This is a genomic window from Herbiconiux sp. A18JL235, from assembly GCF_040939305.1.
Taxonomy (GTDB): domain Bacteria; phylum Actinomycetota; class Actinomycetes; order Actinomycetales; family Microbacteriaceae; genus Herbiconiux.
The window spans coordinates 3,217,480-3,237,636 of the sequence record NZ_CP162511.1 but is presented as its reverse complement, the minus strand read 5'-3'; the positions used below and the strand labels follow the sequence as shown (position 1 = coordinate 3,237,636).

Annotated in this window: 17 protein-coding genes and 1 tRNA gene; 12 read left to right on the top strand and 6 right to left on the bottom strand. The window is 71.7% G+C overall.

What is annotated here, in order from left to right:
• Positions 1 to 38: 38 nt before the first annotated feature.
• From ABFY20_RS15185 to ABFY20_RS15170, 4 genes are all read left to right on the top strand, one after another.
• A complete protein-coding gene (locus ABFY20_RS15185; protein WP_368497072.1) occupies positions 39 to 305 on the top strand; it encodes a Rho termination factor N-terminal domain-containing protein in 267 nt (88 codons plus the stop codon).
• Between the two features lie 70 nt (positions 306 to 375).
• A complete protein-coding gene (locus tag ABFY20_RS15180) occupies positions 376 to 1,749 on the top strand; it encodes an acyltransferase (RefSeq protein ID WP_368497071.1) in 1,374 nt (457 codons plus the stop codon).
• 29 nt (positions 1,750 to 1,778) lie between these two features.
• Positions 1,779 to 1,854 (top strand) — tRNA-Ala (locus tag ABFY20_RS15175).
• 26 nt (positions 1,855 to 1,880) lie between these two features.
• Positions 1,881 to 2,321, top strand: a complete 441-nt coding sequence (locus ABFY20_RS15170; RefSeq protein ID WP_368497070.1) for a hypothetical protein — start codon at positions 1,881 to 1,883, stop codon at positions 2,319 to 2,321.
• A 127-nt stretch (positions 2,322 to 2,448) separates the two neighbouring features.
• On the opposite strand, the gene ABFY20_RS15165 is transcribed toward ABFY20_RS15170, so the two are convergent.
• Positions 2,449 to 2,862 carry an NUDIX domain-containing protein gene (locus ABFY20_RS15165; protein WP_368497069.1) on the bottom strand — a complete coding sequence of 138 codons (414 nt, stop codon included), beginning with the start codon at positions 2,860 to 2,862 and terminating at the stop codon, positions 2,449 to 2,451.
• Between the two features lie 59 nt (positions 2,863 to 2,921).
• On the opposite strand from ABFY20_RS15165, the gene ABFY20_RS15160 reads away from it, so the two are divergent.
• Positions 2,922 to 4,379, top strand: coding sequence for an SDR family NAD(P)-dependent oxidoreductase (locus ABFY20_RS15160; protein ID WP_368497068.1), 1,458 nt, complete (start codon positions 2,922 to 2,924; stop codon positions 4,377 to 4,379).
• 27 nt (positions 4,380 to 4,406) lie between these two features.
• On the opposite strand, the gene ABFY20_RS15155 is transcribed toward ABFY20_RS15160, so the two are convergent.
• On the bottom strand, positions 4,407 to 5,954 hold the full coding sequence (locus tag ABFY20_RS15155) for a family 43 glycosylhydrolase (RefSeq protein ID WP_368497067.1): 1,548 nt from the start codon (positions 5,952 to 5,954) through the stop codon (positions 4,407 to 4,409).
• Positions 5,955 to 6,008: 54 nt separating this feature from the next.
• Positions 6,009 to 7,019, bottom strand: coding sequence for a LacI family DNA-binding transcriptional regulator (locus ABFY20_RS15150; RefSeq protein WP_368497066.1), 1,011 nt, complete (start codon positions 7,017 to 7,019; stop codon positions 6,009 to 6,011).
• A gap of 148 nt (positions 7,020 to 7,167) precedes the next feature.
• Between ABFY20_RS15150 and ABFY20_RS15145 the strand changes: the two genes are divergently transcribed.
• The 7 genes from ABFY20_RS15145 to ABFY20_RS15115 all read left to right on the top strand — a co-directional run bounded on the left by ABFY20_RS15145 (position 7,168) and on the right by ABFY20_RS15115 (position 15,941).
• Positions 7,168 to 8,457 (top strand): extracellular solute-binding protein, encoded by a 1,290-nt coding sequence (locus ABFY20_RS15145; RefSeq protein ID WP_368497065.1) that lies wholly within the window; start codon positions 7,168 to 7,170, stop codon positions 8,455 to 8,457.
• Positions 8,458 to 8,500: 43 nt separating this feature from the next.
• A complete protein-coding gene (locus ABFY20_RS15140) occupies positions 8,501 to 9,481 on the top strand; it encodes a carbohydrate ABC transporter permease (RefSeq protein ID WP_368499804.1) in 981 nt (326 codons plus the stop codon).
• Positions 9,478 to 10,365, top strand: coding sequence for a carbohydrate ABC transporter permease (locus ABFY20_RS15135; protein WP_368497064.1), 888 nt, complete (start codon positions 9,478 to 9,480; stop codon positions 10,363 to 10,365). The genes ABFY20_RS15140 and ABFY20_RS15135 overlap by 4 nt, the downstream gene beginning before the upstream one ends.
• Before the next feature lie 3 nt (positions 10,366 to 10,368).
• Positions 10,369 to 12,696: a beta-glucosidase gene (locus ABFY20_RS15130; RefSeq protein WP_368497063.1), complete on the top strand. Its 2,328-nt coding sequence runs from the start codon at positions 10,369 to 10,371 to the stop codon at positions 12,694 to 12,696.
• A gap of 190 nt (positions 12,697 to 12,886) precedes the next feature.
• A complete protein-coding gene (locus ABFY20_RS15125; RefSeq protein ID WP_368497062.1) occupies positions 12,887 to 13,969 on the top strand; it encodes an acyltransferase family protein in 1,083 nt (360 codons plus the stop codon).
• Positions 13,970 to 13,995: 26 nt separating this feature from the next.
• The gene (locus ABFY20_RS15120) at positions 13,996 to 15,144 is read left to right on the top strand and encodes a Dyp-type peroxidase (protein ID WP_368497061.1); all 1,149 of its coding nucleotides are present in this window, start codon (positions 13,996 to 13,998) and stop codon (positions 15,142 to 15,144) included.
• Complete coding sequence (locus ABFY20_RS15115; RefSeq protein ID WP_368497060.1) at positions 15,141 to 15,941, top strand: family 1 encapsulin nanocompartment shell protein; 801 nt, start codon at positions 15,141 to 15,143, stop codon at positions 15,939 to 15,941. The genes ABFY20_RS15120 and ABFY20_RS15115 overlap by 4 nt, the downstream gene beginning before the upstream one ends.
• Before the next feature lie 100 nt (positions 15,942 to 16,041).
• On the opposite strand, the gene ABFY20_RS15110 is transcribed toward ABFY20_RS15115, so the two are convergent.
• The 3 genes from ABFY20_RS15110 to ABFY20_RS15100 form a co-directional block, all read right to left on the bottom strand.
• Entirely contained in the window at positions 16,042 to 16,320 is a 279-nt protein-coding gene (locus ABFY20_RS15110) for a hypothetical protein (RefSeq protein ID WP_368497059.1), read from the bottom strand.
• A 207-nt stretch (positions 16,321 to 16,527) separates the two neighbouring features.
• Positions 16,528 to 18,324, bottom strand: coding sequence for an ABC transporter ATP-binding protein (locus tag ABFY20_RS15105; RefSeq protein WP_368497058.1), 1,797 nt, complete (start codon positions 18,322 to 18,324; stop codon positions 16,528 to 16,530).
• Positions 18,321 to 20,123 (bottom strand): ABC transporter transmembrane domain-containing protein, encoded by a 1,803-nt coding sequence (locus ABFY20_RS15100; protein WP_368497057.1) that lies wholly within the window; start codon positions 20,121 to 20,123, stop codon positions 18,321 to 18,323. Before ABFY20_RS15100 ends, ABFY20_RS15105 begins: the two co-directional genes overlap by 4 nt.
• Positions 20,124 to 20,157 lie beyond the last annotated feature (34 nt).

The window sequence follows — 20,157 nt, the reverse complement described above, 5'->3', positions numbered from 1 at the left end:
TGGGCCGCCACGGGCCCGCCCGAACCGGGAGGTGCCTCATGCCGGGCAAGAGCACGCCGCAGATCAAAGACCAGAAGCTCTACGAAGAGCTGCGCGACGAGGGCAACTCGAAGCAGAAGTCGGCACGCATCGCCAACGCCGCTGCCGCCAAGGGCCGCTCTGCGGTGGGGAAGAAAGGGGGGAAGTCGGGCTCGTACGACGACTGGACCGTGCCGGAGCTGAAGAAGCGCGCCAAGGAGATCGGCCTCACGGGCTACTCCGGCATGCGCAAGGCCGAGCTGGTCGAGGCCCTCCGAGACTCGTGAGGTCGCGGCGGCATCCGCCATTCGGCGCATATGCCCTGGCGGCGATGACCGAAGCTCATACACTGACCCCATGAGCAGCGCGGCCTCTACGACCTCGTCGATCGACCTCTCGAAGCGTGACCTCACGCTCGACCTGGCGCGCGTGTTCTGCGTGCTCCTGGTGGTGCTGATCCACCTCCTCATGGTCGGCGTCGGCATCGGTCCCGACGGTCAGGTGGAGGTGTCGCGCCCGCTCGAGGAGCAGTGGTGGTTCGCGCCCGTCACCTGGGCGGGCCAGATCATGCCGCTGTTCTTCGTGGTGGGTGGTTTCGCGTCGCTGACCGCGTGGCGCAGCCTCGTGCGTCGCGGCGGCACCGGTGCCGACTACGTGCGCAGCCGTGTGCTGCGCCTCGCGCAGCCCGCCCTCCCGCTGTTCATCTTCTACGCCGTCGTCATCGGCGGCGCCCGTCTCATCGGCATCGACCCGCAGCTGGTCGAGCTGGCCGTCACCGGCGCCGCGTCGCCCCTGTGGTTCCTCGCCGCCTACACGCTCTGCCAGGCGCTCGTGCCGCTCATGGCGCACTGGCACGCGACGGCGCCCAAGGCGACCCTCCTGGTGCTGCTGGCCGGGGCCATCGTGGTCGACGTCATCCGCTACAGCGTGGGCATCGACGCCATCGGCCTCGCGAACCTGTTCTTCGTCTGGTTGCTCGTGCAGCAGCTCGGCTTCTGGTATGCCGACGGCTGGTTCGCCGCGCGGCGGTGGTGGACGCTCGTGGCCATCGCGATCGTCGCCTACGCCTCGCTCGTGCCGATGACCGTGGTGGGGCCCTACGCCGACGACATGCTCACCAACCTCAACCCGCCCACGCTGCCGCTGGTGGCGCTCGCGGTGGCTCAGGCGTGCATCCTGAAGCTGTTGCGGCCGGCGCTCGCCCGGCTCATGAACACGCACGCGGCGCGGGCTGTGGTGTTCCTCGTCGGCACGCGGTTGATGACGATCTACCTGTGGCACCTGCCGGTCATCCTCATGCTCTCGGGTCTGGCCCTGCTGGTTCCGTTCGCGAGCCCCGAGCCGGCGAGCCTCGCCTGGTGGTGGACGCGCCCCGTCATGTTCGTGCTGGTCATGGCCGCCGTGTTCGGGCTGTCGTTCGTGGTGGGCCGTTGGGAGGCTCCGCGCGAGGTGGGGCCGACCCCGCGCACCTGGGTGGTCGCGGTGGCGACGGTGCTCGCGTTCCTGCCGCCGTTCGCGGTGATGGAGTTCTTCATGGACCTGCCGATCGCCATCGCCGGCAGCGTGCTGCTCGCCGTCGCCGTGTTCATGTTGGGGCGGTGGCGGGCGGCGGCGCCCGAGGTGCCTGCGACTTCCGCGACATCGGCGTCTGCCGCGTCTGCGGCAGGCCGGGCGGATGCTCGCCTCGGCACCACGACCCCGCATTCGCATTCGGGGCCGGTTTCGTCGTAGAATTTCGGGGTTGTCGTTTCGACGTCAGCGGGGCTATGGCGCAGTTGGTAGCGCGTCTCGTTCGCAATGAGAAGGTCAGGGGTTCGAATCCCCTTAGCTCCACCACCGGTCATCACACTTTGGGGGTCTTGATGTCTGAAATCCAGAAGTCCGACGGCTTCTCGCGTCGCACCATGCTGCAGGCGGGTGCCTGGGCGGTTCCCGTCATCGCCGTCGCCGCGGCCACCCCCGGCGCCGCCGCCTCGCAGGCGGGCGACTTCACCATCTACAACCAATCGTGGTCGTACTTCAGCTTCTCGAGCGACTTCCAGTACGTTCGCCTCGTGGTGCAGAACGCCGGCTCGACCGCTCCCACGGGCGGCTTCGTGCAGATCTCGACGCCCACCGCCTCGGGCCCCTACAACCTCGACCCGTCGCGCACCCAGCCCTTCACCGACGGCACAGGAACAGCGTGGGTGCTGATCTTCCCGCTCACGCAGCGCCCCGCGAACGACGGCGAGACCCTCACCGGCACCGTCACGCTGCTCGGCCTCGGCTCGGTGCCGCTCACCGACATCATCTCCGACTTCTGATCCCTCGCCGCCCCGGGGCTCGGGTCAGAACAAGCGACGGCCATGCCCTTGTCGCCGGGTTCGAGGTGCGCGCAGCTGGGGGCACGTCCAGGTCGCCCTCGGCGGCGATGGGCATGAAGCGTGCAGCTCAGCGCAGGAAGTACTCGCGCGCGAGCGGCGCCACGTCGAGCGCCTCGGCCGCGGCCGACTCGGCGCTCGCCCACCGCAGCTCCGCGATCTCGGCGGCGGCGACGGGATGCTGCGTGCCGATGTCGACGGTGAACACGTCGGCGACCACCAGGAACCCCGGCTCGTTCGCCGCTGAGGCCGTGAACCGCCCGAGTGATCCGAGTGCGGCGGGGTCGATCCGCAATCCGAGCTCCTCCTCGAGTTCGCGTACGAGGGTCTCGGCCGGGGTCTCATCCGGCTCCGGCTTGCCGCCGGGCTGCATGAACGCGGTGGTGCCCGCCTTGCGCACGAGCAGCAGCCTGCCCGACGCATCCGTGATGACGGCGGCGGAGACGAGGATGCTCGCGGGGGTGGGGGAGGTGGGGTCGGTCACCCCAGCACGCTAACAGGCGGCGTCGCAGCCGGCGGCGCACGAGTCGCATAGAATCTCCTGTGCCCGAACAGACCCCCGCCATCGACCCGGCCGACCTCGCCACCACCCTCCGGGTGCTCGAGAGCATGGCCGGCCTCGACGAGGAGCACCCTGATTTCGTGGCCGTGCGCCACGCCACCGCCCGCATGTTCAAGGCGGTGAAGCGGGTGCGCCGGCGCGAGATCCGTGCGGCCGTGGCCGCGGCCGACAAGGCGGTCATCGCCGCGACCGCCACGGGCGCCGCCGATCGCATCGACGACGAGACCCGCGGCATCCCGATCAGCGCCTCCACCACGGCGGCCACCGCCGGAACCCTGGTGAAGTCGCGCGCCTGCTACATCTGCAAGCAGCACTACACGCTCGTCGACGCCTTCTACCATCAGCTCTGCCCCGACTGCGCAGCCCTCAACCACGCCAAGCGCGAGGCCCGCACCGATCTCAGCGGCAAGCGCGCGCTGCTCACCGGCGGCCGCGCGAAGATCGGCATGTACATCGCGCTCCGCCTCTTGCGCGACGGCGCCCACACCACGATCACCACCCGCTTCCCGCGCGACGCGGTGCGCCGTTTCACGAGCCTCCCCGACTCGGCCGACTGGCTCCACCGCCTCAAGGTGGTGGGGATCGACCTGCGCGACCCGGCCCAGGTGGTGGCGCTCGCCGAGGAGGTGGCGGGTGCGGGCAGCCTCGACATCCTCATCAACAACGCCACGCAGACGGTGCGGCGCTCGCCCGGTGCCTACCAGCCGCTGGTGGATGCGGAGCTCGCGCCCCTGCCCGACGGCCCGCTCCCCGAGCTGGCCACCTTCGGCCACACCAACGACCCGCACCCGCAGGCCCTCGAGCGCTCGGTCTCGGCCCACCCCATCCTCGCCGCCGCGGCGTCGCGGGCGGAGGCGCTCACCGAGCAGGCGATGACCGCCGGGTCGAGCTCGCTCGAGCGCCTCGCCGCCGGCACCGCGATCGACGCGGGCGGGCTCATCCCCGACCTGCACGACGTGAACTCGTGGACGCAGTCGGTCGACGACGTCGACCCGCTCGAGATGCTCGAGGTGCAGCTCGCCAACACCACGGCCCCGTTCCTCCTGGTGTCGAAGTTGCGCGCCTCGCTCGCGGCGAGCGAAGCCCGCCGCACCTACGTGGTGAACGTGAGCGCGATGGAGGGCGTGTTCAACCGCGGCTACAAGGGCCCAGGCCACCCGCACACCAACATGGCGAAGGCCGCCGTGAACATGCTCACCCGCACGAGCTCCCGCGAGCTGTTCGAGACCGACTCCATCCTCATGACGAGCGTCGACACCGGCTGGATCACGGATGAGCGCCCGCACCCCACGAAGGTGCGGCTCGCCGAGGAGGGCTTCCACGCCCCGCTCGATCTCGTCGACGGCGCAGCGCGGGTCTACGACCCGATCGTGCGCGGTGAGGCGGGCGAAGACCTGTTCGGCGTCTTCCTGAAGGACTACCGGCCCGGCGCCTGGTGAGGTGCGGCCCCGCGCGGTGGGGCGGTCTCATCGCGGGGTGATGACGACCTCGCGCACCCGCACCCGGTCTTCGGGCGCCCCTACGGCCACCGGCCCCACCCACACCCCGACGAACCCGGATGCGGGGTTCGGCACCAGCGGAGAGGTGTCGGCTTCGACGACGAACGTCCCGTCTACGAACGCGCGGAGGCCCAGGCCGCGGATCTCCACCGTCAGCTCCACCGCCTCACCCCGCGAAAGGCCGTTCAGCTGTCCGTCACCGAGCGTCGTCGGCACCCCGTCGTCGGTGAGCACGCAGCTCACCCGGCCGGCGCCGTTGAGGCCGAGCTCGAGGTGGGCGAGCTCGCTCGTGCGCAGCAGCAGACCCGCCCGCATGTGGGGACCGGGAAGCTCGAGCGTGAGGGTCACATCGGCGTCGGCGGCGGGCAGGCGGCGCCCGAGGAACGACTGCGGTGCGAGCGACGACGGCTCGGCCCCGCCGTCGAGGCTCACCGCCCACCCCTCGGCCCCGAGGTCGAGGAACGAGGCGAACTCCTCCGGGTGCCGCCCCACCCCGTTCCACGCCGCATCGAACCGCCCGCTCGCGAAACCGTCGCCGAACTCCTCCGCGGGCGGCAGCTGGTCGGGAACCCCCTCCGCCTCGACGACCTCGCCCACCCGCCCGATCCCTGGCGCGAACACCGGCCGACGCTCCTCCCACCCCACGGGCACGAGGTGCGTCTGCCGGCCGAGCAGCCCGTCGGCCCCCTCGGTCAGCCGGGTGGCGAGCACGGTGGCCCAGGTGCGCCCGGCGCCGTCGTCGACCAGGTCGGCGTGTCCGACGGAGGCGATCGCCGCCGTGCCACCGAGGTCGCGGTGGCTCAGCCGCGGGTTGCCGGGGTCGCCCTCGTACGGGCCGGTGATCGAGTCGGCGTAGGCGACGCACACCGCGTGGTCGCGGGCGGTTCCTCCCTCGGCCGCGACGAGCATCCAGCCGCCGCCCGGCCGGGGGAGGACGTGGGGGCCCTCGGCCCACACGGCGCCGAGCATCGCGCCCTCCCAGATGACCGCGGGAGCGCCGAGCGGCTGCAGCGAGCCGGGGTCGAGCTCGACCAGCCACACCCCGGTGTGGCCCCGCCAGCGGGGTTCGGCCATCGGCTCGGTGCCGACGAGCCAGACGCGGTCGCCGTCGAAGGTGAGCGAGGGGTCGAAGCCGCCGACGCCGTCGATCCACACCGGGTCGCTCCACGGGCCCGCCGCGTCTCGTGCGGTGACGACGAAGTGCCCGGTGCGGCCCGCCCAGCCGCCGTCATCCGGACCCACCACCGTGCACACCACGAAGAAGGTGTCGTCGTGGTGGCGGATGGTGGGGGCGTAGAGTCCGCGCGACGACGCCAGGCCGCCGAGGTCGAGCTGGCCGGGCCGGTGCAGGGCGTGGCCGAGGGGCGACCAGTCGACGAGGTTCGTCGAGGTGTGGAGGGGCAGCCCCGGCAGGTACTCGAAGCTCGAGGTCACGAGGTAGAAGTCGTCGCCCACCCGGCAGATGCTCGGGTCGGGGTGGCAACCGGGCAGGACGGGGTTGCGGTAGCGGCCCATCGGGCTCCTCTCGGTCGGGGGTGCGGCGACTCGGTCGGCGGTGCGGCGACTCGGTCAGGGCTGCGGCGACCGCGGCGGTGCGGTCGTCGCGCGCTGCACCAGTCGCGTCGGCAGCAGCAGGTGGGTCGAGGTCAGCTCGTCTCCGGCCATGAGCGTCATGAGCATGCGGGCGGCGGCCTGCCCGATGCTCTGCATCGGCTGCCGCACGGTGGTGAGTGGCAGTGCGAGGCGGGAGGCCTCCGGCACGTCGTCGAAGCCGATCACCGAGAGGTCGCCGGGCACGTCGAGGCCGAGCCCCTGGGCCACCTCGATGAGCGCCATGGCCGACAGGTCGTTGGCCGCGAACACGGCGGTGGGCCGTTCCGTCTGCGTGAGCAGGTCGTGCGCCGCGCTGCGGGCGGTGTCGGCGTCGTAGAAGCCCACCCGCACGAGCGCGGGATCGAACGGGATGCCCGCCGCCGACAGCGCGTCGCGGTAGCCGGCGTCGCGCAGCCTCGACGAGGTGAGGTCGGGTCGGCCGGCGATGAAGCCGATGCGCCGGTGCCCGAGTTCGACGAGGGCGGTGGTGGCCTCGACGGCACCGCCGCGGCTGTCGGCCTCGACGGTGGGCAGGTCGGCCCGCCCGGTGTGCGGGTCGACCGCCACCACGGGGATCTCGGCCGCGGCGTTCACGACCGTGGGCGTCACCAGGATGGCACCGTCGATGAGGGTGCCGCTCAGCCTGCTGAGCGAGCGCCGCTCCCATCCCTCTCCGTCGCCCTGGCGGGAGCCGCTGTAGGCCAGCAGGTCGTAGCGCGAGCCCTTCAGCCCCACACCGACGCCCTTGAGGATTTCGGCGCTGAACGGCTCGAAGTCGGCGACCAGCACCCCGATCACGCCGGTGCGCCGCGAGCGCATGCTGCTCGCCACGAGGCTCGACTCGTAGCCGAGCCGCTCCACCGCCTCGAGCACGCGCACCGCTGTCTCGCTCGCGACGCCGTAGCGGCCGTTCACGGCCTTCGACACCGTCGCCACCGAGACGCCCGCCGCCGCGGCGACGTCGTGGATCGTCGCCCTCGCCATCATGCGAGGAAGTCTATTGCCGTGGAAAAGGTTTTCGAAAACGTTTGACGACCCCTTCGCCCGTTGCGACACTGAGCACGCCTTGAAGCACCAGCGGCGCATCCTGACGACGACGGATGCGGACTCAACGAAGAGAGCAGGTACGGATCACATGAAGACGACCAGGTTCCTGGCGGTGTCCGCGTTAGCGGTCGCCAGCGCCCTCGCACTGACCGCATGCGCGGCCGGATCGGAAGGGGGCGACTCGTCGAGCGGCGACGTCACGCTCACCTTCTGGCACAACTCCACCACGGGTGACGGCAAGCAGTACTGGGTTGACACGGCGGCGGCCTTCGAAGCGGCGAACCCCGGCGTGAAGGTCGACATCCAGGCCATTCAGAACGAGGAGATGGACGGCAAGCTGCAGACGGCCCTCAACTCCGGCGACGCCCCCGACATCTTCCTCGCCCGCGGCGGCGGCAAGCTCGCCGACGTGGTGAAGGCCGGGCAGGCGATGGACATCACCGACGGCATCTCGGCCGACGCGAAGGCAGCGGTCGGCAACTCGCTGAGCGCGTTCGAGATCGACGGCAAGAACTACGGGATGCCCGTCTCGGTGCTGCCCTCCGGCATCTACTACTCCTCCGACCTGTTCACGCAAGCCGGCGTGACGGCGACGCCCGGCACCATCGACGAGCTCGAGGGGGTCGACGAGCAGCTGAAGGCGGCCGGCATCGCACCCATCGCCGTCGGCGCCAAAGACGCCTGGCCCGCCGCCCACTGGTACTACAACTTCGCGCTGCGGGCCTGCTCGAAAGACGCCCTCGACGAGGCGGCGGCGAGCCGCAGCTTCGACGACCCGTGCTGGCTGAAGGCGGGGGAGAACCTGCAGTCGTTCCTCGAGAGTGAGCCCTTCAACGAGGGCTTCCTCACCACCGCGGCCCAGCAGGGCGCGGGGTCGTCGGCCGGTCTCCTCGCCAACCACCAGGCCGGCATGGAGCTCATGGGCGCGTGGGACCCGGGCGTGATCGCCTCCCTCACCCCCGACGAGAAGCCGCTGGCCGACCTGAAGTGGTTCCCGTTCCCCGAGGTCGCTGGCGGCGACGGGGAGCCCGGCGCCATGATGGGCGGCGTCGACGGCTTCACCTGCTGGGTGAACGCGCCGAAGGAGTGCGTCGACTTCCTCGACTTCATCGTCGAGAAGGAGAACCAGGAGGGCTACGCCACGGCGTTCCAGACCCTCCCGGCGTCGAAGGATGCGCAGGGAGTCGTCACCGACCCGGCCCTGAAAGACGTGCTGGCCGCCTACACCGACGCCCCCTACGTGGTGCTCTGGCTCGACACCCTCTACGGGCAGAACGTGGGCAACGCGCTGAACGTGGCCGTGGTCGACATGTTCGCCGGCAAGGGCGACCCGCAGGGCATCGTCGACGCCGTGAACGCGGCGGCGGCGAAGTCGTAGGGCAGTCGTGACCTCCCTGCGCGAAGACACCCGCCGCTCCGGCCTGCCCACCGCAGGCCGGAGCGCGGCGGGGGGCGACGCCCCGGCGCCGGCCCCCGCCGCCGTGCGGCGTCGCCGCTCCCGCTGGCCGGAGCGCGGCGAGCTGCTACTGCTGCTCGGCCCCGCGCTCGTGGTGTTCGTCGGCTTCGTCATCCTCCCGGTGGCGATGGCCGCCTACTACGGCTTCTTCAGCTGGTCGGGCTACGGCCCCGCGACCGACTTCGTCGGCCTCCGCAACTACGTCACCATCCTCACCGACCCCGCCTTCCACGAGGCGCTCGGCCACAACGCCTTCATCGTGGTGATGTCGCTCGTGCTGCAGGGGCCGCTCGCCTTCGGGCTGGCGCTGCTGCTCAACCGCAAGCTGCGCTTCCAGTCGCTCATCCGCGTGCTCATCTTCGTGCCCTACGTCATCTCCGAGGTGGTCGTGGGCATCGGCTGGAGCCTCATGCTGCAGTCGAACGGCGCAGTGAACGGGCTGCTCGACCGGGTGGGTCTCGGCGCCCTGACGACCGACTGGCTCTCCGACCCGGCGGTTGCGATCTGGACCCTGCTCGTCATCATCACCTGGAAGTACGTCGGCTTCGCCGTCATCCTCTTCCTGGCCGGCCTCCAGGGCATCCCGGATGAGCTCACCGAGGCGGCCGCCATCGACGGGGCGAGCTTCTGGCAGATCCAGCGCCACATCGTGCTGCCACTCATGGGCCCGACGGTGCGCATCTGGGCGTTCCTGTCGATCATCGGCTCGCTGCAGCTGTTCGACCTGGTCTGGATCATCTGGGGCCAGTACGTCGCCTCGACGGCAGGAACCTCGACGATGGCGACCTACATGGTGGCGAACGGCCGCAACGCCGGCAGCTACGGCTACGGCAGCGCCGTCGCCCTCGTCATCTTCCTCATCTCGCTCACCGTCGCGCTGCTCTACCAGCGCTTCGTGCTGCGCCGCGACACCGCCGGCGCCCTCACCGGAGGGAAGAACCGATGACCGTCGCCGCCCCGCGACTGAGCCAGGTGGGAGCACCCCGCCCCGCGCATCCGTCGACCCGGTCGCGCACCAGGCGCCCGCGCTTCCTCATCTACTTCATCGCGCTGGTGCTGGTGGGAGCCATGCTCGCGCCCGTGGTGTACATCATCCTCGGCGGGTTCCGCTCGAACTCCGAGATCACCGTCGACCCTGCGGGCCTGCCCGCGGAATGGCAGTGGTCGAACTACCTCGACGTTCTCACCGGGGCGGCGTTCTGGGGCCAGCTCGGCAACTCGCTGCTCGCCGCAGGCTGCACCACCGTCGCCGTCGTCGTGCTCGGGCTCATGGCCGCGTTCGCCCTCTCGCGCTACACCTTCCGGGGTCGGGGCGCGGTGTACGCGCTATTCACCGCGGGACTGATGTTCCCCATGACGGTGGCCATCACGCCGCTCTACATCCTGGTGCGCGACGTAGGGCTGATGAACTCGCTCGGCGGCGTCATCGTGCCGCAGATCGCGTTCCAGCTGCCGATGACCATCATCATCCTGGTGCCCTTCCTCGCGGCCATCCCGCAGGAGATCCAGGAGGCCGCCGCCATCGACGGGTGCGGCCGGCTCGGCTTCTTCTGGCGCATGGTGCTCCGGTTGTCGCTGCCCGGGGTCATCACGGTGGGCATCCTCGCCTTCATCGCGAGCTGGAACTCGTACCTGCTCCCCCTGTTCATCCTCAACAACGAGGCCGGCTACACGCTGCCCCTCGGCACCCAGGCCTTCGCCTCGCAGTACGCGGTCGACACGGCCAAGGTGCTGGCGTTCACCGCGCTCTCCATGATCCCCGCCCTCCTCTTCTTCAGCCTGTTCGAACGCCGCATCGTCGGCGGACTGACCGGCGCCGTCAAAGGTTGACCTATGACCCTCGAACAGACCCTCGCCTCTGCGCGCGTCGTCGCCCTCCTCTCGCGGATGACCCTCGACGAGAAGCTCGCCCAGCTCGTCGGGTTCTGGGTCGACCAGGGAGACGAGGTGGTCGCCCCGATGGCGGGCGAGATGGCCACCTCGACCCGGTACGAGGATGCGACGGCCTTGGGTATCGGGCACCTCACCCGGGTGTACGGCACCCGTCCGGTCGACCCGGTCGAGCGCGCCCGCTGGCTGTGGGCCGAGCAGCGCCGGCTGCAGACCGAGACCAGGCTCGGCATCCCCGCCATCGTGCACGAGGAGGTGCTCACGGGAGTCGCCGCGTGGAAGGCGGCGACCTTCCCGACGCCGCTCGCCTGGGGCGCCTCCTTCGACCCGGAACTGGTGGAACGGATGGGCGGGGCGATCGGACGGTCGCTCCGTGAGCTCGGCGTGCACCAGGGCCTCGCCCCCGTGCTCGACGTCGTCCGCGACCCGCGCTGGGGCCGGGTCGACGAGTGCATCTCCGAAGACCCCTACGTGGTGGGCACGGTGGGCACCGCCTTCGTGCAAGGGCTCCAGGGCGAGGGCGTCCACGCCACGCTGAAGCACTTCGTGGGCTACTCGGCGTCGCAGGCCGGTCGCAACCACGCCCCCGTTCACACCGGCCCGCGCGAGCTCGCCGACGTGCTGCTGCCGCCGTTCGAGATGGCCGTGCGCCTCGGCGGGGTGCGCAGCGTCATGAACTCCTACGCCGAGATCGACGGGATGCCCGTGGCGGCCACCCGGGAGTGGCTCACGGGGCTGCTGCGCGACCGCTGGGGCTTCGACGGGGTCGTGGTGAGCGACTACTTCGCCGTCGCCTTCCTGCACTCGATGCACGCGGTCGCCGCGGATCGTGCCGAGGCCGCCGCCCTGGCGCTCGCCGCCGGCATCGACGTCGAGCTGCCGAGCGGCGACGCGTACCTCGAGCCGCTCGCCGCCGCCGTGCGCGACGGGCGGGTGCCCGAGTCGCTCATCGACCAGGCGGTCATGCGTGTGCTGGCGCAGAAGGAGGAGCTCGGTCTCCTCGACGCGCGCTTCGACGAGCCGCCCACGAGCATCGACCTCGACAGCGCCGAGCACCGCGACCTCGCGCGCCGGCTCGCCGAGGAGTCGATCGTGCTGGTCTCGAACGACGGGGTGCTGCCCCTCGCCGAGCCCGCGAGCATCGCCCTCATCGGGCCCAACGCCGACAGCGCCGAGGCGCTCATGGGCTGCTACTCCTTCGTCAACCACGTGCTCGCCCATCACCCCGGCGTCGAGCCCGGGTTCGCCCTGCCGACCGTGCGCGAGGCGCTGGCTGCCCGGTATCCGGATGCGCGCATCCGATTCGAGGAGGGCTGCGGCATCGAGGTCGAGACGTCTGCCTCTGTCGACGACGAGCGCATCGCCGCCTCGGTCGAGGCTGCGGCGTCGGCCGAGGTGGCGATCGTGGTGGTGGGAGACCGGGCGGGACTGTTCGGGCGCGGCACCGTCGGAGAGGGCAACGACGTGGAGTCGCTCGAGCTCCCCGGTCGCCAGCGCGACCTCGTCGAGGCCGTCGCGGCCACGGGAACCCCGGTGGTGCTCGTGGTGCTCTCGGGCCGCCCCTACGCCCTCGGCTGGGCCGTCGACGGGGTGGGGCCGGAGGCGAGTGGCCGGGTGGCGGCGGTGGTGCAGTCGTTCTTCCCGGGGGAGGAGGGGGCCGTCGCGCTCGCCTCGATCCTCTCGGGCGACGCCGAACCGTCCGGCCACCTGCCGGTGTCGCTGCCGCGGTCGGCGGGGGCGCAGCCCTTCAGCTACCTGCATCCGCGCCTCGGCGGCCCGACCGAGATCACGAGTGCCGACAGCACGCCCGTGCGCCCGTTCGGGCACGGCCTCGGCTACACCGTGTTCGAGCGCACGGGCCTGCGGCTCGAGAACGCGGCGATGCCGACGTCGGCCGGCTTCGTGGCGACCGTGCGGGTGAAGAACACCGGGCGGCGTGCCGGCACCGATCTGGTGCAGCTCTACGGGCACGACGAGTACGCCTCGGTCACCCGGCCGGTCGCCCAGCTGCTCGGCTACCTGCGGGTGCCGCTGCAGCCGGGCGAGGAGGCCGAGGTGCGCTTCGAGGTGCCCGCGTCGCGGCTGGCGTTCTCCGACGCCCGTCTCGAGCGCGTGGTCGAGCCGGGGGCGATCGAGCTCTGGGTGGGCGGCTCGTGCGCCCACCGCGAGACGACCGCCGTCGTGGAACTGACCGGCGAGACCCATCGCATGGGCGACCAGCCGCCCGAGCTCACCCGGGCGGCCGTGGTGTCACGTCGCGGTCACGGCTGACCCGTGGTGGAGGTGCTGCGCGGGCTGACCGAGATCTCGGGCTTCCGCACGGTGCCGGGGTCGGGCGGGGTAGCCGAGTCGCCGGCGCTCGGCGGAGCGAAGGGGATAACGGCAGCGGCGCCGCGCGCGTTCGGACCGGCTCCGGTGCCCGATCTCGCCGCATCCGCGCCCGATGTGGGAGGTTGGAGAGGTGGGGCACACGACGAGCGGGGCAATGCGGGCCGTCTGGATCGACGTCGCGCGCGGCCTCTGCGTCGTCGCCGTGGTGCTGCTGCACGTGCGCATCTTCGTCTACGACCCCGCGGTGCCCGAGATCGACGGGCATGACGAGTGGCGCCGTATCACGGAGGCCTTCGGTCCGTTCCGGCTGCCGACCTTGTTCGCCCTCTCGGGCCTGCTCGTCGCCGGCCGGGTGCGGAACGGATGGAGCGACCGCCGCAACGCGGTGAGGATCGCCTCGTCGTACTGGATCTACCTGGTCTGGCTCACCGTGTTCGCGGTCATGTCTTTCGTCGTCACGGCACCGGGCATGCCCTTCCGTCTCGAGATCCCCGCCGACTACCTGAGGCAGCTCGTGCTGCCCGACACCATCCTGTGGTTCGTTCTCGCCCTCGCGCTCTACGTGCTCGTGCTCACCTCGGTGCAGCGGTTGCCGCCGCGCGTCGTGCTCGGCGCGCTCGCTCTCGCCGCCGCCCTCTCCGGCATCGCCCCTGCCGAGCTCGCCGAGGAGCAGTGGCTGCACATCCTCTACTACGGCGTGTTCTTCGCCGCGGGCGTCTACCTCCCGGAGGCCCTGAGGTGGTTCGCCGGTGGTCGCGTCGTGGTGAAGCTGGTGTGCTCCCTCCTGCTGTTCGCCGTTCTCGAACGGGTCTGGCAGCTCACCGAGATGGGCACCGCGCTCGAGAGCTCGGCGCGCCTCGGGCGCGATCTCGTGGCCGTCGCTGTGGCGATCGGCCTGTGCGCCCTGCTCGCCCGCGCCGCTTGGATCGCCCGCCCGCTCGCCCTGCTGGGTCGCCGCACGCTGCCCGTCTACATCCTGCAGCTGCCCGCCATCTGGCTGCTCTGCCTGATTCCCGTCGTGGCCGACCTGCACGAGATCCCTGTCGTCTTCGCGGCCGGCCCGCTGCTCGGCACGGCATTCGTGGTCGCCGCGTCGATGCTCTGCTACCGGCTCATCCGCGGCACCGTGCTCGAGAACCTGTTCCGCCTGCCGCGGCCTCTCGCCGCCCGGATCCTCACCCCACCCTCCGTGTCGAGAACGGATGCTCGCTAAGCTTCAGCTGTGAAGCGGGGGGTGCGATGAGCGCGAGCGACCGGCGGGTTCCGATCGAGGCACAGAGCGTCGATGCGCCGCTCACGCAGTCGGCGGTGTTCCTCGTGCTCGCCGTGGCCGAGGGTGACGAGGCGGCCGGCACCGTGCGGTCGGTGCTCGCCGGACTCGACGACCTGGTGAAGACCGTCGGGTTCCGCGACCTCGGTGCGGCGCTCACCTGCACGGTGGGCATCGGGGCGCGGGTGTGGCCGGCCGTGGCGCGCCGACCCCTGCCGGCCGAACTCCACCCGTTCCGCACCGTCTCCGGCGCGGTGCACACCGCCCCGTCGACCCCGGGCGACCTGCTGCTGCACATCAGGGCCGATCGGCGCGACCTGTGCTTCGAGTTCGAGCGGCTGCTGCTCGAGGCGCTCGGCAGCTCGGTCTCGGTCGTCGACGAGACCGTCGGGTTCCGCTACTTCGACGCCCGCGACCTGCTCGGCTTCGTCGACGGCACCGCCAACCCGGTGGGGCAGAGCCTCCCCGAGGCCACCATCGTGGGCGACGAAGACCCCGCCGCGGCGGGCGGCAGCTACCTGGTGGTGCAGAAGTACACCCACTCGATCGAGGCGTGGAACGCGCTCACCACCGAGCAGCAGGAGGCGGTGATCGGTCGGCGCAAGGCCGACAACGTCGAGCTCGACGACGCCTCGAGCGGCCAGAAGTCGCACAAGACACTGGCCACCATCGTGGGCGACGACGGTGTGGAGTACGACATCCTGCGCGACAACATGCCCTTCGGCAGCCCTGCCTCCGGCGAGTTCGGCACCTACTTCATCGGCTACTCCAGGCGGCTCTGGGTGATCGAACGGATGCTCGAGCGCATGTTCATCGGAGACCCTCCCGGGCTCCACGACCGCATCCTCGACTTCTCGGTCGCGCGCACCGGCTCCGCCTTCTTCGTCCCCTCGGCCGAGCTTCTCGCCTCGCTCGACGACGAGCCGGAGGAGGGGGAGGCCGCGTCTGCAGCTGCCGACCCGCCGGCCGTCGACGCCGCCGACGTGTCGCTCGGCCTCGGGGCGCTTCGGGCCGCGCCCCGCACGACAGCCGCCTCGTCGACTCCGTCTTCGCCGGTCGCTTCGTCTCCGGCCCCGTCATCGCCGCCTGCTCCGCCGTCTGAGAGGACACCGTCATGAACCACCTGTTCCGCGAGCTCGCCCCCATCACCCCCGAGACCTGGGCCCTGCTCGACGACGAGGCCCGCACGCGCCTGTCTCCCATGCTCGGCGCCCGCAAGCTCGTCGACTTCGCCGGGCCGCACGGCTGGCAGCACTCGTCGACGTCGATCGGGCGCGTGGGCGCCGTCGTCGACGCGCCGGCGGCCGGCGTCATCGCGCGCAGCCGCGTGGTGCTGCCTCTGGCCGAACTGCGCGCCGAGTTCACGCTGTCGCGCAGCGAGCTCGACGCTGCTGCGCGCGGCGCGATCGACGTCGATCTCGGTGCGCTCGACGACGCGGCGGCTCGGCTCGCGACCGCCGAGAACTCCGCGGTGTTCAACGGATGGGATGCCGTGGGGTTCGCGGGCATCACCCCGTCGATCCCGACGGCCACCCTGGTGCGCGACGACGACCCCAGCCGTTTCGCGCAGCAGGTCGCTGCGGCCGCCGCGGAGCTGAAGCGTTCGGGGATCGGAGGCCCCTACGGCATCGCCCTCGATTCCGACGCGTGGGTGAACGTCGAGGGCGGCAGCGACAGCGGTGGCACGCCGCTCATCGAGCACCTCCGCCGCATCCTCGACGGGCCGGTGGAGTGGGTGCCTGGCGTCTCCGGCGCCGTCGTGGTGAGCCAGCGCGGCGGCGACTTCGTGTTCGAGTCGGGCCAGGACGTGTCGCTCGGCTACTCGCACCACACCGCTGACTCCGTGACCCTCTACCTCGAGGAGTCGTTCTCGTTCCGCATCGCGACTCCCGAGGCCGCGGTCGCGCTCGCCTGAGCGGCTCGCCGCCGGCTGAGCCGCACCGGCCGTACACGACAGCGCACCGGGCCCGCGAGGGAACCCGGTGCGCTGTTCTCCGCGCTGTGCGCGGATGGGATCAGTACGACGTCGTCGACATGTCGACGGCGGCGATGCCGGCGACGACGCCGATGATGGCGAAGATGATGCCGAGCGCGAGCAGGATCGCGCCCACGATGATGCCGACGAAGGCGGGGGTGTTCTTGTACCCGGCGTTCTTCGACTGGTTGTAGGCGATCGCGCTCACGATCAGGCCGATGAGGTTGGCCACGATGGCGAGGATCAGACCGACGATTCCGAGGGTCTTTCCGGGGTAGTCGACCCCGGCGGCGGGAGTGGTGAGCTCGGGCTTGGACATCGAGGACTCCTTCGATCAGGGCGGCCGGCTGCCGCATCGCTCTTCACTGTGGCATGACTCGACATCCGTCGCTCTTGCGGATGAGAGATATTTAAGTGACCATTTATCGACTATCAGTCGAGGTGGGGAAGCATGAGCGACGAAGACCATGATCTACTCGGCCGACCGGGGGCCCGCTCCGTGCTCGGGCTCTGGCGAGGGGGTGCCTCAGCGCCCCGCGCTCCACGCCGTCCACAACCGGGAGTACTCCCCGCCGGCGGCGACGAGCTCGGTGTGGGTGCCGAGCTCGACGACCCTGCCGTCGCGGAGCACGGCGATGCGGTCGGCGGCCGCCGCCTGCGAGAGCCGGTGGGCGACGACGAGGGCGGTGCGGCCGGCAACGACGGCAGCGGCGGCGGCATCGAGGCGGTGCGCGTCGAGCGAACCCGCCTCGGCCGTCGCCTCGTCGAGCACGACGAGGGCGGGCGCGGCGAGCTCGACCCGGGCGAGCGCGATCTGCTGCGCCTCGGCAGACGACACCGTCGTCGCCGCGGCACCTAGCCGGGTGTCGAGACCGGAGGGGAGGGCGTCGATCAGGCCGGCGGCGCCGATCCGCTCGAGGGCCCGCACGAGCTGCTCGTCGCTCGCGTCGGGAGCGGCGAGCGTGAGGTTGTCGCGCAGGGAGCCGTCGAAGACGTGCACCTCCTGCGTCACCAGCGCGATGCGGTGCGGCGCCGTCGGTCGCGTCACCTCGCCCCGGGCCGCGTCGTGGGTGCCTGCGGCGAGGCCCGCGATCGTGCTCTTGCCTGCCCCGGTCGCGCCCACGACGGCGAGCGTCTCGCCAGGCTCGACGTCGAGTGTCACGTCGTGCAGCACCGGATGGCCGTCGCGATAGGAGTGGTGAACGCCTCGCAGCCGCAGCGCGTCGGGGGCCGTCGAGCGGAGGGTGTCGGCGGTGCCCACCGCAGCATCCGTGGAGCTCCCGGCGGTGCCCCTCGCCGCATCCGTGGCCCGCGTGGCGCGCGCCTCGGCGATCACACCCACGATGCGCCCGAGCGACGCGAGCGCCGACTGCAGCTGATCGACAACGAACAGCAGCGAGTTGATGGGTGCGAACAGGCGCAGGAACAGCAGCATCGCGGCGGTCGTCGCGCCGACCGTGCTCTGCCCGGCCCCGACGAGCACGAAGCCCGCCACGAGCAGGCCCGCCATGCCGAGGAACTCGGCGAGATTCAGGCGCGCGAAGAACGCGTTCTGCACGGCGACCGTGCGCATCACCCAGCGCACCACCTGCCACGACGACCGCGAGATGCCGTCGATGTGGCGGCGGTGCATCCGGTACGCCCGCACCGTGTCGAGCCCGTGCAACGAGTCGAGCAGCTGCTGGGCGCGGGCCGCCATGGCGGCGCGTTCCGCCGCGTAGACCTGGGGTGCCGTGCGCAGGTACCAGCGCACGGCCAGTACGTGAACCGGCACGACGACGAGCAGCACCAGCGCGAACCAGGGATCGACGACGGCCATGCCCGCCACCGTCAGCGCGATGGTGAACAGCGACCCGCTGAGGGCCGGAAGCACCTCGGGAATGGCGTTCGCCACCGCGGTGACGTCGTCACCCGCGCGCGACACCAGGTCGCCCGAGCCGCCACGCTCCACGCGCTGCTGGGGCAGCGCCAAGGCGCTCGCGACCATCCGCTCGCGCAGATCGGCGAGCACCGTCTCGAACAGGCGGGAGCCGAGAACGATCCCGCACCCGGTGAGCACCGCGGCGGCGACGATCGCGCCCGTCATCGTGGCGCCGAGACCCCAGAGCAGGCCGGTGTCGCTGCTGCCGGCAGCGATGGCGTCGACGACGGCACCCAGGGCGATCGGCGACACGATCCCGGCGGCGGCGGCGCCGAGCAGCACGAGGCCGAGCAGCATCAGAGTGGGGATGCGGCCGCGGAGGCTGCGGCGCACCTCGCGCCACACGACACGGGCAGGCGCGACCGGCAGGCGGTCGGTGGCGGGAGGAGTGGCGCCGGTCATCGGGGTTCGCCGTCGTTCGGCCCGCCGCCGCGGGGTGCGGTGCGCGGCGCGGCCTGCCCCGGAGTCTCGCGGGGAGCGACCACGCGGTCGGCGACCGCGAGCAGGGCGGGGGAGCGGGTGACGACGACGGTACGCGAACCCGCCCTCAGCTCGCGCAGACGACGCGCGATGCCGGCTTCGGTCACCGCGTCGACGGCCGTGGTGGGGTCGTGCAGCACGAGCACCGGAGAGCGTCGGGCGAGCGCCCGCGCCAGCGCTATGCGCTGCCGCTGGCCGCCCGAGAGCGACCCGCCTCGTTCGCCCACCACGGTGTCGTGCCCCTCGGACAGCGTCTCGGCGAGCTCGTCGCAGCCGGCTGCCGTGAGCGCCGCGGCTGCCGCGGCGGGTGAGACGCCGTCGAGCATGACGTTCTCGCGCACCGTGCCGGCGAACAGCTCGGGCGCGTGCGGAGCCACGAGCATCGCGGGATGCAGTCCGGCGCGATCGGGGCAACCCGCGCCCGGCTCGGCCACGACGTCCCCGTCCACCCTGATGCTGCCCGCCACCGGTGGTCGTCGTGCGCCCAGCACCTCGACGAGCTCGTCGGCGGCAGCGCCCTCGAGCGCGACGCAGACGAGCTCTCCCGCACCCACCTCGAAGCTCAACCCGGCCAGCGACCCCACGCGGAGGCCGTCCACCCGCAACGGCACGTCGTCGGCTGCGGCGCGGTGAGCATCCGTCTCGCTGGTATCGTCGCTCTCGTCTTCGCTCCGGCCCTCGCGCTCGGCTTCTGCCTCGCCCGAGCGCAGCAGCTCGAGCAGGCGGCCCGCGCTCGCCGTGGCTGCAGCCCAGAGGGTGCCGGTGTAGGAGGCCACGTTCTGCATCGGCTCGAGCAGGAACGAGGTGAGCCCCACCACCGTGATGAAGCCGCCCACGCTGAGGTCGCCGCTGAAGGCCGACAGGCCCGCGGCGAGCGCGACAGCGGTGACAAAGAGGCCGGTGACGAGGTCCATCGAGCCGACGAACATCCCCTCCGAACGGCGCGCCCGCAGGGTGCCGTCGAGCGCACGACGGCTCGCCCTGCGGTAGCGTTCCGCCGCCTCGGCCTCGGCGCCGATGCCGCGGATCACCCGGTAGCCGTCGAGCAGGTCGGCGGCGCGGCCGGCTGCGGCGGCGGCAGCGGCCTGCTCCTCGGCGCTCCGCCGGTTGAGCGGCCGCCCGAACAGCTCGGTGAGCCAGAGCACGAGCGGGGCTCCGACCAGCACGGCCACGCCGAGGGGCCAGGAGATCCCGAGCAGCACCACCCCGCCGAACAGCACGGCCGCCACCTCGCTCACCGGGTAGATCGCGAGGAGGGAGGCCCTGGCCAGGCGGTCGACATCGCTCGTGGCGAGCGAGAGGGCGACGCCCGGCCGTTTCGCCTCACCCTCCACGCCGGCCGGGTGCAGCAGGGTGCCGGCCACGAGCATCCGCAGCCGGTGCTGCACCGCCTGTTCGCCGAGCAGCCCGATGCGCGAGCCGAAGCGGTAGGTGAACGAGAGCATCGCGAAGTCGAGTGCGAGCAGCACCAGCCAGAGAACGAGCTGCGCCGCGTCTCCGGTGGCGACGGCCCGGTCGATGGCGAGACCCATGAGCACGGGCACGAGCGCCTCGCCGATCATGTGAGCCACGACGAGCAGAGACGCCGGCACGGTGTACCGGGGCGTCGCGGCGATGACGCGCAGGGTGAGACGCCGGGGAGTGGTGCGGTCGTCGATGCGCAGCCGTCGCACGGGAACCGGATGCTCGGGCGCCTGGATCCACATCGCGGGAGGGTGCACGGCGACAAGGGTATCGGGCGCGGCCGGGACGTTC

What these genes read in the sequence shown, in the direction of transcription:
- ABFY20_RS15185 (WP_368497072.1), top strand. Translation starts at nt 39, where the DNA reads ATGCCGGGCAAGAGCACGCCGCAGATCAAAGACCAGAAGCTCTACGAA.
- ABFY20_RS15180 (WP_368497071.1), top strand. Translation starts at nt 376, where the DNA reads ATGAGCAGCGCGGCCTCTACGACCTCGTCGATCGACCTCTCGAAGCGT.
- ABFY20_RS15170 (WP_368497070.1), top strand. Translation starts at nt 1,881, where the DNA reads ATGTCTGAAATCCAGAAGTCCGACGGCTTCTCGCGTCGCACCATGCTG.
- ABFY20_RS15155 (WP_368497067.1), bottom strand. Translation starts at nt 5,954, where the DNA reads ATGGGCCGCTACCGCAACCCCGTCCTGCCCGGTTGCCACCCCGACCCG.
- ABFY20_RS15150 (WP_368497066.1), bottom strand. Translation starts at nt 7,019, where the DNA reads ATGATGGCGAGGGCGACGATCCACGACGTCGCCGCGGCGGCGGGCGTC.
- ABFY20_RS15145 (WP_368497065.1), top strand. Translation starts at nt 7,168, where the DNA reads ATGAAGACGACCAGGTTCCTGGCGGTGTCCGCGTTAGCGGTCGCCAGC.
- ABFY20_RS15135 (WP_368497064.1), top strand. Translation starts at nt 9,478, where the DNA reads ATGACCGTCGCCGCCCCGCGACTGAGCCAGGTGGGAGCACCCCGCCCC.
- ABFY20_RS15130 (WP_368497063.1), top strand. Translation starts at nt 10,369, where the DNA reads ATGACCCTCGAACAGACCCTCGCCTCTGCGCGCGTCGTCGCCCTCCTC.
- ABFY20_RS15120 (WP_368497061.1), top strand. Translation starts at nt 13,996, where the DNA reads ATGAGCGCGAGCGACCGGCGGGTTCCGATCGAGGCACAGAGCGTCGAT.
- ABFY20_RS15115 (WP_368497060.1), top strand. Translation starts at nt 15,141, where the DNA reads ATGAACCACCTGTTCCGCGAGCTCGCCCCCATCACCCCCGAGACCTGG.
- ABFY20_RS15110 (WP_368497059.1), bottom strand. Translation starts at nt 16,320, where the DNA reads ATGTCCAAGCCCGAGCTCACCACTCCCGCCGCCGGGGTCGACTACCCC.
- ABFY20_RS15105 (WP_368497058.1), bottom strand. Translation starts at nt 18,324, where the DNA reads ATGACCGGCGCCACTCCTCCCGCCACCGACCGCCTGCCGGTCGCGCCT.